Origin of the sequence: Alkalilimnicola ehrlichii MLHE-1 (assembly GCF_000014785.1) — a bacterium.
Taxonomy (GTDB): Bacteria; Pseudomonadota; Gammaproteobacteria; order Nitrococcales; family Halorhodospiraceae; genus Alkalilimnicola; species Alkalilimnicola ehrlichii.
The window spans coordinates 397,774-409,524 of the sequence record NC_008340.1; the positions used below are offsets into that span (position 1 = coordinate 397,774).

An 11,751-nucleotide genomic window follows, 5' to 3' on the forward strand; every position below is an offset into this window, starting at 1 on the left:
TCAGTATGACGGCGGCTCGAACAGACAAACCACAGCAGGGATCCACCCAGTCGAAGGCGCGCCTTTTTACCTCGCTGGCGGCGATCACCACGGTGCTCACCGCGCTGGTGATCGGCCTGACCCTGCACCTGCAGGCGGCCGACCGGGGGCAGCTGGCGGCCGGCCAGGGTCTCGAGGTGGAGCTGCTGGAGCTTCGTGACCAGGCGGCGCGCGCCGGGCGCGGCGACCCGGTGGAGGTGGCCCGGCTGGAACAGGCGCTGGCCGATGTCAGGGGCCATGCCGACACCCTAACGTCGGTCGACCCGGTGGCCGGATACGGCGCCCCGCCGGCGCTGGTGCAGGCCCGTCGCACGGTCAGCGAGGGCCTGCCGGCGGTCACGTCGGCCGGCGAGCGGCTGTTGAGCCGGCTGGCTGGCGCCGCGGGCCAGGAGGCGCCGGACTTGGCGGTGCGGGAGGTTGCCCGGGAGTTGCTCCGCACCAGTGACCAGCTCCGCGAGCCCGCCGGCGAACTCAGTACCCGGTTGCGGCAACGGGCCGATGACCGCTGGCTGCAGCCGGCGCTGGCGGGCGGACTGGGCGGCATCACACTGATTCTGCTGGCCAGCGCCGCGCTCTTCTCTACCCGGGTGTTCCGCGAGGTGCTGGCGGCCCGCGCCGAGGATAAGCGACGGGTGGACGAGGAGTCGCGGCGCAACCAGGAGGCCATCCTCAAGCTGCTCGACGAGCTCGAGGACCTGCGCGAGGGGGACCTGCGCACCCAGGCCTCCGTGGGCGAGGAGATCACCGGCGCCATCGCCGACGCCTTCAACGACGCCATCGACAACCTGCGCAGCCTGGTGGCCACCATCAACCGCACCGCCGAGCAGGTCTCCGCCTCCGCCGAGCAGACCCAGGCCACCGCCACCCGGCTCGCCGAGGCCTCCGGCCAGCAGGCCCAGCAGATCAGCAGCGCCTCCACCGCCATCGAGGACATGGCCCAATCCATCGACGAGGTCTCCCGCAACGCCGAGGAGTCGGCGCGGGTCGCCCAGCAGGCGGTGAATATCGCCACCAAGGGGGCGGAGACGGTGCGGGCCACCATCGAGGGCATGGACACCATCCGCGAGCAGATCCAGGAGACCGCCAAACGCATCAAGCGCCTGGGTGAGTCCTCCCAGGAGATCGGCAACATCGTCGAACTGATCAACGACATCTCCGATCAGACCAATATCCTCGCGCTCAACGCCTCCATCCAGGCCGCCATGGCCGGCGAGACCGGGCGCGGGTTCGCGGTGGTTGCGGACGAGGTGCAGCGCCTGGCCGAGCGCTCGGGCAACGCCACCAAACAGATCGAGGCATTGGTCAAGACCATTCAGACCGACACCAACGAGGCGGTGCTGTCCATGGAGCAGAGCACCGCCGGGGTAGTGGAGGGGGCGCAGCTCGCCGAAAACGCCGGCGATGCCCTGCGCGAGATCGAATCCGTCTCCACTGACCTGGCGGCGCTGATCCAGAGCATCTCCCGGGCCTCCCGCCAGCAGGCCAATGCCGCGGCCAACGTCTCGGACACCATGAAGGTCATCCAGGGGATCACCGACGAGACCTCGGCGGGCACCCGGGAGACGGCCGACTCCATCGGAAACCTCACGGCGCTGGCCAGCGATCTGCGCAGCTCCGTGGCCGGGTTCAAACTGCCGGACCATGACTGATTCCGCCGCCATCCACCGCAGCGGCCTGGGCTGGGTCCGCCACGAGCTCAGGGAGGCCCTGCGCCAGGCCGCCGATGCCCTGGAGTGCGCCAGCGAGGACCGGGAGGCGGTGGACGACCTGGAGGCCTCGCTCGAGGCGCTGCGCCACGTCCGTGGTGTGCTCGCCCTGCTCGGCCTGGAGGGCGGTCAACGGCTGGTCGAGGCGATGGAACAGTTGACCTCCCGGCTGCTGGACGAGGCGATCGCGGAACCGGCGCCGGCGCAGGAGGCGCTGATGGGGGCGCTGCTGCAACTGCCGGACTACCTGGAGCAGGTGCAGTCCGGGCGCCTGCGCGACCACCCGGTGCACCTTCTGGGGCTGATCAACCGGCTGCGTCAGGCGGGTGGCGAGCCGCCTCTGTCGGCCAGCGCCTGGTTCCGCCCGGACCCGGCAGCGGACGGCGGGGAGGACCAACGGGCCCATGAGGGCGAGCCCGGCGGCGAGCGCCTGGCCGCTGCGGCGCGGCGACTGCGCGCGCCCTACCAGCGGGCCCTGCTGGGCGTCCTGCGGGCCGAGCAACCGCAGGCGGACCTGGGGCGGTTGCGTGCCGTTCTCGATGAGCTGGACCGGGCCTGCACGGACGATCAACAGGGCGCGCTCTGGTGGATCGCCGGGGGGGTGGTGGAGGCCCTGGAGCAGGGCCTGCTGACCCTGGATCAGTCCCTGCGCCTGCTGCTCGGGCGGGTCGACCGCGAACTGCGCCGGGTGGCCGACACCGGGCAGGACGACCAGGGCGGCGAGGCCCGCGCCGGGCTCCTGCGCGAGCTGCTCTACCACATCGCCCGGGCCCGACCGGAGACGGAACGGCTCCGGGCCATCGCGGAGCGGTACCGGCTGGAGGAACAGCTCCCGCCGGCGACCGAGGCCGGGCCACAGGGCCTCAACGGCGAGGTGATGGAGGCGGTGGCCGGCGTGCTGCGCGAGGAGATCGCCTCGGCGAAGGATGCCCTGGACCTTTTCGCGCGCTCAAATGGTGAGGACACCGAGCGGCTGGATTCCCTGCAGACCCTGCTGGAGCCGTTGGCCCATACCCTGGACACCCTGGGGCTGGAGCCCGCGGTCCGCGAGGTGCGGGAGCAGATGGCTACCGTTGACGCCATCCGCGGCGGCGAGCGGCCGGCCGATGAGGGCAGCCTGGACCAGGTGGCGCGCGCCCTGCTCTACGTGGAGGCCGCGCTGCAGGGGCGGGTCGAGCACATCACCGGGGCCGGCCCGGCGCGGGCCGCCACCCGTGTCCAGGCACCGGGGGAAGCGCCCGGAGAGACCGAACAGACCGTGTTCGAGGCCGAGTACCGCCAGGCGCTGGCGCAGGCGCTGGACGAGGCGCTGAACGGCTTCGAACGCATCGAGCAGGCGCTCACCCGCTACATCGATAACGCCGATCACGATGCCCTCAGGGAAGCGGGCGACAGCCTGGAGGAGGTCGGCGGGCTGTTGCGCGTGGTCGGGCTGGAACGGGCCGATGCGGCCCTGCGCCGGCTGGTGCAGGCGATCCGGGACGGCCTGGCGCCTGCGGAGGCCGGCTTACTGGAACCGCTGGCGGAGGCCGTCACCGGACTGGAATACCACCTCCAGGGGATCGCCGAGGACCGGGCGGACCGTGACGCCGCCCTGGCCGTGGCCGAGGCGGCGGCGGAGCGCCTGAGCGAGGCCGTGCCGGCGACCGGGGCGGTGGACGAAGCGGCCGCGGAGACCGGCGGCGAGCCGGTTGGGCCCCCGGATGCCGAGACCGCGGCGGACACCGCCCCGGCCCCAGAGGAAGAGGCGCCGGCGGCGGACATCCCGGTCACCGAGGAGCCCATCGAAGCGGAGCCGATTGGAGCGGAGCCCGCAGCAGAGGAGCCTGCAGCAGAGGCACCGGCAACGGAGGGGCCCGCGTCGGCGCCCCCGGCCGCCACGCGCCAGCAGGCCGGCACCCCGGACCCCCAGGTGCCGGCCCTGGCCGAGGATTCGGACCCGGAGATCGTTGAGATCTACCTGGAGGAAGTCGGCGACCTGGCCGGCCCCCTGCGCGAGTCCTTCCAGCGCTGGCACCGCAACCCCGACGATCACGACGCCCTGGTGGAGACCCGGCGCGCCTTCCACACCCTGAAGGGCAGCGGCCGGCTGGCGGGCGCCCTGCTCATGGGCGAGATGGCCTGGGCGGTGGAGAACCTCCTCAATCGGGTCACGGCCGGCAAGCTCACCCCCGGGCCGGATCTCTTTGCCGTGGTGGCGGAGGCGCTCGATCACCTCCCCGGACTGGTGGCCCACCTCCGGGACGGGACAGCGCCGCCGGCCGGGGTGCGGCCGCTGATCCGGCGCGCCGCGGTGCTGGCCGATCCCGCTCTGGACGACTGGCTGCCCCCGGTGGCGGCCGAACCGGCGCCGGTGGTCCCGCCATCGGAGGAGGCGTTGGCCGAGAGCGGGTCGGAGGCGGAAGAGGAGGAGCCGGAGACGGCCGTGTCCGACGAGCCCCGCGAGCCCACGGAACCGACAGAAGCAGCGGCGCCCCAGGAACAGGACGTGGATCCGGCGCTGCTCGAGATCTTCCATACCGAGAGCGAGACCCATCTGGCCACCGTCCGCGAGTTCGTCGGACGCTGCCATACCGAGGGGCAATGCGAGATCGGTCAGGGGTTGAACCGGGCCCTGCACACCCTGGTGGGGAGCGCGCGGACCGCCGGCATCGACGGTATGGCGCGCTTGGGCCGGGCGCTGGAGACCCTCGCCCGCCACCGGATGGAACTGCGGCAACCGCTGAGTCCGGCCGAGGTGGATGCCTTCAGCCGGGGCGTGGACCTGCTGCACCGCTACGTCGAGGGCGCCGGGGTGGCGAGCGCCGAGCAGCCGGACGACGAGGCCGATGAGCTGATCCGGGAGCTGGCGGACCTGGAGGCCGAGAGCGCGGCGGGATCGGCCATGGAACTCGACGACGAAGAGGCGGCCCGGCGCTGGACCGCCAGCGACGGCATGGATCCGGACCTGGTGGCGCTGTTCACCGAGGAGGCCGAGGACCTGCTCGGCTTTCTCGAGACCACCATTCACGACTGGGCCTCGGGCGCGGGCGGCGAAGGCGCCCTGCGGGAGGTCCACCGCTCACTGCACACCCTCAAAGGCGGTGCCCGGCTGGCCGGCTTCCGGGCCATTGGCGATCTCTGCCACGCCCTGGAGTCCAGGGCCGCCGAGGTGGCCGGGGCCCCCCAGAGCGCCGATGCGGCCTATTTCTCCCTGCTCAACGCCGGCCTGGATCGCCTGGCGGAGATGACCGAGGAGGTCAAGCAGGGCTACTGGCCGCAGGCGGACGAGGCCCTGCTGCGCCGGGTCCGTGGCGAGGGGCCGGCCTCGCCCCAGGCGGAGGCGCCCGAGACGGAAGCGCCCCAGGCGGAGGAGCCTGCGACGCAGCTACCCGAGCCGGAGGAACCCGAGGCCGAGACCGCCGGGCCGGCCCCTGTCGAAGCCCCGCAGCCTCCGGCCCCAGAGCCAACGGTGGAGACCGCGGAGCCCCCCCCGCCGGCAGAACCCCTCGCCGACGAGGCCCCGGTCTACGAGGCGGAGTCGACCCCGCCCGAACCGGAGGCCGCGGAGCGTGCCGGGGAACAGCCGCGCGTGGCGCACCAGGACGCGGTGCGGGTGCGCGCGGAGCTGCTGGATCAGCTGGTCTCCTACGCCGGCGAGGTCAGCATCGTTCGGGCCCGCCTGGAGCAGAACAGCGGCGCCCTGCGCTTCAACCTCAATGAACTGGACGAGACGGTCAACCGTCTGCGCCGGCAGTTGCGCGACCTGGAGATCGAGACCGAGGCGCAGATCCTCTACCGCTTCAACCGCGACCAGGAGGATGCCCGCCGGGCGGAATTCGACCCTCTGGAACTGGACCGTTTCTCCCACATCCAGGAGCTCTCCCGCGCGCTGGCGGAGAGCGTCTCTGATTTGAGCAACCTCGAGGAGATGCTCGGCTACCTGGCCCGCGAGTCCGAGTCCCTGCTCACCGACCAGGCCCGGCTCAACGCCCAGGTGCAGGATGGACTGATGCGCACCCGCATGGTGCCCTTCGCCAACCTGCTGCCGCGGTTGCGCCGGATCATGCGCCAGACCGCGCAGGAGCTGGGCCGAAAGGCCGAGCTGAAGCTGCTGGGCAGCCAGGGGGAGCTGGATCGCACCGTGCTCGAGCGGCTCACCCCGCCGCTGGAGCACATGCTGCGCAACGCCCTTTCCCACGGCATCGAGCCGCCGGAGGAGCGCCGGGCGGCGGGCAAGGCGGAGACCGGCACCGTCTCGCTGGATGTCTACCGCGAGGGGGCGGACATCGTGGTCACCGTCAGCGACGATGGCCGCGGCATCGACCCGGACGCCATCCGCGCCAAGGCCGAGGCCGCCGGTCTGGTGCGCCCGGACGATTCGCTCAGCCGAAAGCAGGCCCTGCGGCTGATTCTGGCCTCGGGCCTGTCCACCGCCGAGTCGCTGACCCAGGTGGCGGGGCGCGGTGTGGGGATGGATGTGGTGGACACCGCCATCCGTGAGCTGGGCGGTAACCTGGAGATCGAATCCGAGCCGGGCGCGGGCAGTACCTTCACCATCCGGCTGCCCTTCACCCTGGCGATCAACCACGCCCTGCTCTGCGAGGTGGGCGATCAGGTCTACGCCATCCCGCTGTCTAGCATCGAGGGGGTGGCGCGCATGGACCGGCAGGAGGCGCTGCAGCAGCTCGCCGATCCCGAGGGGGCCCGGTACGAGTTTGCCGGCCAGCGTTACGACCTGCGCAGCCTGCAGGTGCTGCTGGGGGGTGGCCGGGCGCAGTGGCCGGCCGGGGGGCGGCCGGTGCACCTGCTGCTGGTCAACGCCGGGCGCAGGCGCCTGGCGCTGCAGGTGGATGCCATCCGTGGCAACCAGGAGATCGTGGTCAAGTCGGTGGGGCCGCAGATCAGTGCCGTGCCCGGGATCTACGGCGCCACGGTGATGGCAGACGGCCGCGTTATCCTCATTCTCGATGTCTCCGCGCTGGCCCGGATGGACGCCGAGCAGGCCGCCGTGCCGCACTGGCTGCCGGAGGCCGAGGCGGTGCCGGAGCGGGACACCGAGCGGCCGTTGGTCATGGTGGTGGACGACTCCATCACCATGCGCAAGGTCGCGACCCGCCTGCTGGAGCGCAACCACATGGACGTGGTCACCGCCCGCGATGGCATGGAGGCGCTGACCCGGCTGGAGCAGCAGGTGCCGGACGTCATGCTGTTGGACATCGAGATGCCGCGCATGGACGGCTTCGAGCTGGCCACGCACATGCGCAATCAGCCGGAGTTCAGTGAGGTGCCGATTATCATGATCACCTCCCGGGTCGGTGACAAACACCGCCGCCGCGCCGAGGACATCGGCGTCCAGCGCTACATGGGCAAGCCGTACCAGGAGAGCGAACTGCTCGCGGCCATCCGCGAACTGGTGGAGGGCCGTCGTCCGCAGGATGAGGAGGAGCGCCCGTCATGAGCGAGTCGAGCGGACCGGATCACCCCGGGGCGGCGGCGCCCACCGGCCGCGAGGCGGCCGGGTCCGACCTGATCCCGGGTATGCGGGTGGATGCAGACCAGACCGAGCTGCTGCTGCCCGGGGCGGTGGTGGCCGAGGTGATCGCCTGGGTGACACCGCTGGCCTACCCCCAGGAGGTGCCCGAGTGGTTGTTGGGGGCCTTCGACTGGCGGGCGATGCGACTGCCGCTGGTCGCGGTGCAATGCTTGGCCGAGGGGGTGGCCGCCCCGGAACCGGGGCCGGCCAGCCGCATCGTCGTGGTCAAGGGGCTCAAGCACCACCGGGACCTGCCCTTCTACGGCATCGCGGCCGAGGACATCCCGCAGCTGGTGGCGATCCGCCCCGGCAATGTGCGCGACCCGGAAGACGATGAACCGCGGGCGCAGGACCTGCCGGGCCGGCCGGTGATGGTGGGGGGCGCCCCCGGCCTGATTCCTGACCTGACCGCGGTGGAGGACCGGCTGATGGCGGTATTGCCGGCGGCGGGGGAGACCCCGATGGACGGCGAAGCGGACTGACCGCCAGCCGGTCGCGGCACCGGGCGCCGTCAGCCGGCCAGGTCGCCGTGGAGCAACTGCAGGGCCGCCAGGGCCGTGATGCCGGCGGTCTCGGTGCGCAGGATACGCGGGCCCAGACCGACGGGTTCGGCGCCGGCCTCGCAGGCCCGGGCCACCTCGGCGTCGGACAACCCCCCCTCCGGGCCGATCAGCAGCCAGGCCCGTCGTAATTCGGGGTGGGCGTCGGCAAGGGCCCGCAGGGAGCGCCCGCCCGGGGTCAGCACCAGCCCCTGACCCGCCTCCCCCCCGGCCAGTTCCGGCCAGACCTCGGCCAGGGGGCGGGGCGGTGCCACCTCCGGCACCCGGTTACGCCCGCACTGCTCGCAGGCGGCCACCGCCACCCGCTGCCAGTGCTGACGCCGCTTTTCCCGGCGCCGCGCCTCCAGCCGTACGACCCCATTGTCGGTGAAGACCGGCACGATGCGCCGCACCCCCAGCTCCACCGCCTTCTGCACGGTGAAGTCCATGCGCTCGCCGCGGGCCACGCCCTGGACCAGGGTGAGCGCCAGCGGTGATTCGCGCTCCACCGGGTGGTGACCGAGGAGGGCCAGGCGCGCCTCGCGCCGCTCCAGCGCCTCCAGCCGAGCCCGGTACTCGCCGCCGCGACCGTCGAAGAGCACCAGTTCGTCGCCGGGGCGCAGCCGGAAGGCCTTTAGGTGCTGGGTCGTCTCCGCCGGCAGGGTCAGTGTCGCACCCGCCGCCAGCGGGGTGTCCACGTGGATGCGTGCGCGGCTCATGCCCGGGTGGCCAGGTCGATGCCCTCGGTGGCCACCCGGGCCAGGTGGCGGATCTGTTCCGGGGTGATCACGTAGGGCGGCATCAGGTAGACCACGCTGCCCAGCGGGCGCATCAGCGCCTCGTTCTTCAACGCGTGCTGGTAGACGATCATGCCGCGGCGCTCCTCCCAGGGGTAGGGCTCGGGCTTGTGCTTGTCGGGCACCATCTCGGCGGCCAGCACCATGCCGGTCTGGCGCACCTCGCCCACGTGGGGGTGATCGGCTAAGTGGGCGAAGGCCTCGCCCATCTCGCGTGCCAGCTCCCGGTTGCGGGCGATGACGTCGTCGCGTTCGAACAGCTCCAGGGTGGCCAGGGCCGCGGCGCAGGCCAGCGGGTTGCCGGTGTAGCTGTGCGAGTGGAGGAAGGCGCGCAGGGTGGCGTAGTCGTCGTAGAAGGCCTGGTAGATGCGGTCGTGGGTGAGCACGGTGGCCAGGGGCAGGTAGCCGGCGGTCAGGCCCTTGGACAGGCACATGAAATCGGGGCTGATGCCGGCCTGCTCACAGGCGAACATCGTGCCGGTGCGGCCGAAGCCCACGGCGATCTCGTCGGCGATCAGGTGCACCCCGTGGCGGTCACAGGCCTCGCGCAGCCGCTCCAGGTAGACCGGGTGGTACATGCGCATGGTGCCGGCGCACTGGACGAGCGGCTCAACAATCACGGCGGCGGTCTCGTGGGCGTGGCGCTCCAGGGCCGCTTCCATGTGGGCGAACATGCGCTCGGCGTGCTCGGCCCAGCTACTGCCCGGCTCGCGCAGGAAGGCGTCGGGGGAGGGGACGGTGATGGCCTCCATGAGCAGGGGCTTGTAGGTCTCTTTGTAGAGGGCGACGTCGCCGACGCCGAGGGTGCCCAGGGTTTCGCCGTGGTAGCTGTTGGACAGGGTGATGAATTTGAGCTTTTCCGGCTTGCCGGTGTTGCGCCAGTAGTGGTAGCTCATCTTCAGCGCCACTTCGACGGCGGAGGAGCCGTTGTCGGTGTAGAAGCAGCGGCTGAGCCCGGGTGGGGTGATCTGCACCAGCTTCTCGGACAGGCGCACGACGGGCTCATGGGAGAAGCCGGCGAGGATGACGTGTTCGAGTTCGGCGGCCTGTTGTTGTACGGCGCCGCTGATGTGGGGGTGGCAGTGGCCGAAGAGGTTGACCCACCAGGAGCTGATGGCGTCGATGTAGCGGTTGCCGTCGAAGTCCTCCAGCCAGACGCCCTCGCCCTTTTTGACCGGGATGAGGGGGAGCCACTCGTGGTCCTTCATCTGGGTGCAGGGGTGCCAGAGGACGTCCAGGTCGCGTTTGACGATATCGCTGTTTTTCATGGGTATCGTTTTGGGGTTGGCGTGGGTGTGAGTGTGAGATTGTTGTGTCGGGGCTTCGTGGGGGTGTGGGTCGGGGGAGCGGGGGCTTCCGTTACGGATACGCTGCAAGTACGTCCCTGTAGCTCGTAGGCGGCATCCCTGCCGCCTACGATCCGTAACGGAAGCCCCCGCTCCCCCTGTCATCCGTTTGGGGCCGGGGTGTCCCCGATGCCGTCTCCTTCGTTAGCCCTACTCCTCTCGGCGCTGGTGATGCGCACGCAGACACGCCGGTGCCCCCAGCTATCTGTTCGCCGCCTTGCATTGGGAGGGGGACACTCAAAGGAATGACACCGGCGCCAATCATGTGTCGTGGTCTTCTCCGGGGCGGGGATAACGGTCGCGGACCGTAAGCGGCAGGGATGCCGCTTACGAGCTACAGGGACGTACTTGCTGCGTGTCCGCGACCGTTATCCCCGCCCCGGAGAAGACCCCCCTCCGAAGCCCCCGAGAGCCCCAAAGGCCCGAAGGCCCGAAGCCGGCACATGCTCCGAAACCTACCGGGCCCGACACTCAACCAACCAGGGACTTGACGAAAACCCGCGACGCCCGATTCTGATCGTAGGCCCTGCGCCGGGCCTCGGGCAGGTCCTCCGGCGCGGCCGGCTGGAACCCCCGCTCCTGGAACCAGTGCGCCGTCCGGGTCGTCAGCACGTAAAGCCGGTCCAGCCCTTCCGCCCGGGCGTCGGCCTCCACCTGGGCCAGCAGGGCGTCGCCCCGGCCACCGCCCCGGTAATCGGGATGCACCGCGAAGCCCGCCAGCTCGCCCGTGGTCGAGCCCGGGATCGGGTAGAGCGCCGAGCAGGCGATAATGCTGCCATCGCGCTCCACCACAATGAAGTGGTCGATATCCGTCTCCAGCAGATCCCGCGGCCGGCTCACCAGCGTGCCATCCCGCTCCAGCGGCTCCAGCAGGGCCACAATCCCCGGCACATCCTCCGGCGTGGCGCGGCGCTGGGTCTCAAACCGCTCCGGCGTCACCAGCGTCCCCACCCCGTCGCGGGTAAACAACTCCAACAGCAGGGCCCCGTCTCGGTGCCGGTCCAGCAGGTGCACCCGATGCACCCCGGAACTGCACGCCCGCAGCGCGCGCTCCAGCAGGCGGCCGGTCTCCTTCGTCAGGCAGCGCGGCGGCGCGTTCAGCAGGGCCCGGACCTGGCTCAGCGTCATCTCGCCCACCCGCTGGCCCCGGTCATCGCAGACCGACTCGCCCTCCTGCAGAAAGATCAGCTTGTCGGCCCGCAACGCCCGCGCCGCCTCCAGCGCCACCTCATCGCCGGCCAGGTTGAACACCTCGCCCGTGCGCGAACAGCCCAGCGGCGAGAGCAGCACCATATCGCCATCGTCCAGGCGGGCGCGGATGCCCTCGGCATCCACCCGGCGCACCTCACCGGTGTGCTGGTAGTCCACCCCGTCGCGCACCCCCAGGGGCCGGGCCGTCACCAGATTGCCGGAGGCCAGTCGCAGGCGCGCGCCGGCCATCGGCGAATTGGCCAGGCCCATGGTGAACAGCGCCTCGATCTCCAGGCGCACCGCGCCCACCGCCTCCTTCACGCAGGCCAGGGCCGCATCGTCGGTGATCCGCAGGCCGTTGACATAGCGCAGCTCGGCGCCGCGCTCGCGCAGGCGCGCCTCCACCTGCGGCCGGGCCCCGGGCACCAGCACCAGGCGCACACCCAGGCTGGAGAGCAGCGCCAGGTCGTGGATGATGTCGGGGAAGTCGCCGTCCTGCAGCGCCGCGCCGGAGAAGGCCACCACAAAGGTGCGCCCCCGGTGGGCGTTGATATAGGGCGCGCTGTTGCGGAACCAGCGCACGTAGAGTTCCGGGTCCAGATCGCTGGTCTTCATCGG

General features: G+C 71.4%; 6 protein-coding genes. 3 read left to right on the forward strand and 3 right to left on the reverse strand.

The annotated features are described in order from the left end of the window. The first annotated feature begins 5 nt into the window (after positions 1 to 5). The 3 genes from MLG_RS15805 to MLG_RS01830 are packed head-to-tail and all read left to right on the forward strand — an operon-like array spanning position 6 to position 7,742. On the forward strand, positions 6 to 1,688 hold the full coding sequence (locus MLG_RS15805) for a methyl-accepting chemotaxis protein (RefSeq protein WP_011628109.1): 1,683 nt from the start codon (positions 6 to 8) through the stop codon (positions 1,686 to 1,688). After that, the gene (locus MLG_RS01825; RefSeq protein ID WP_011628110.1) at positions 1,681 to 7,185 is read left to right on the forward strand and encodes a hybrid sensor histidine kinase/response regulator; all 5,505 of its coding nucleotides are present in this window, start codon (positions 1,681 to 1,683) and stop codon (positions 7,183 to 7,185) included. Before MLG_RS15805 ends, MLG_RS01825 begins: the two co-directional genes overlap by 8 nt. Beyond that, complete coding sequence (locus MLG_RS01830; protein ID WP_011628111.1) at positions 7,182 to 7,742, forward strand: chemotaxis protein CheW; 561 nt, start codon at positions 7,182 to 7,184, stop codon at positions 7,740 to 7,742. Before MLG_RS01825 ends, MLG_RS01830 begins: the two co-directional genes overlap by 4 nt. Before the next feature lie 29 nt (positions 7,743 to 7,771). Here MLG_RS01830 and MLG_RS01835 read toward each other — a convergent pair whose 3' ends face one another. The 3 genes from MLG_RS01835 to argA all read right to left on the reverse strand — a co-directional run bounded on the left by MLG_RS01835 (position 7,772) and on the right by argA (position 11,748). After that, positions 7,772 to 8,518, reverse strand: a complete 747-nt coding sequence (locus tag MLG_RS01835) for a 16S rRNA (uracil(1498)-N(3))-methyltransferase (protein WP_011628112.1) — start codon at positions 8,516 to 8,518, stop codon at positions 7,772 to 7,774. Further along, positions 8,515 to 9,864, reverse strand: a complete 1,350-nt coding sequence (locus MLG_RS01840; protein WP_011628113.1) for an adenosylmethionine--8-amino-7-oxononanoate transaminase — start codon at positions 9,862 to 9,864, stop codon at positions 8,515 to 8,517. Before MLG_RS01840 ends, MLG_RS01835 begins: the two co-directional genes overlap by 4 nt. Before the next feature lie 549 nt (positions 9,865 to 10,413). Continuing rightward, the gene (argA, locus tag MLG_RS01845; protein ID WP_011628114.1) at positions 10,414 to 11,748 is read right to left on the reverse strand and encodes an amino-acid N-acetyltransferase; all 1,335 of its coding nucleotides are present in this window, start codon (positions 11,746 to 11,748) and stop codon (positions 10,414 to 10,416) included. Between the last annotated feature and the right edge of the window lie 3 nt (positions 11,749 to 11,751).

Coding starts and splice junctions, on each gene's coding strand:
- argA (WP_011628114.1), bottom strand. CDS start 11,748: ATGAAGACCAGCGATCTGGACCCGGAACTCTACGTGCGCTGGTTCCGC.
- MLG_RS01835 (WP_011628112.1), bottom strand. CDS start 8,518: ATGAGCCGCGCACGCATCCACGTGGACACCCCGCTGGCGGCGGGTGCG.
- MLG_RS15805 (WP_011628109.1), top strand. CDS start 6: ATGACGGCGGCTCGAACAGACAAACCACAGCAGGGATCCACCCAGTCG.
- MLG_RS01830 (WP_011628111.1), top strand. CDS start 7,182: ATGAGCGAGTCGAGCGGACCGGATCACCCCGGGGCGGCGGCGCCCACC.
- MLG_RS01840 (WP_011628113.1), bottom strand. CDS start 9,864: ATGAAAAACAGCGATATCGTCAAACGCGACCTGGACGTCCTCTGGCAC.
- MLG_RS01825 (WP_011628110.1), top strand. CDS start 1,681: ATGACTGATTCCGCCGCCATCCACCGCAGCGGCCTGGGCTGGGTCCGC.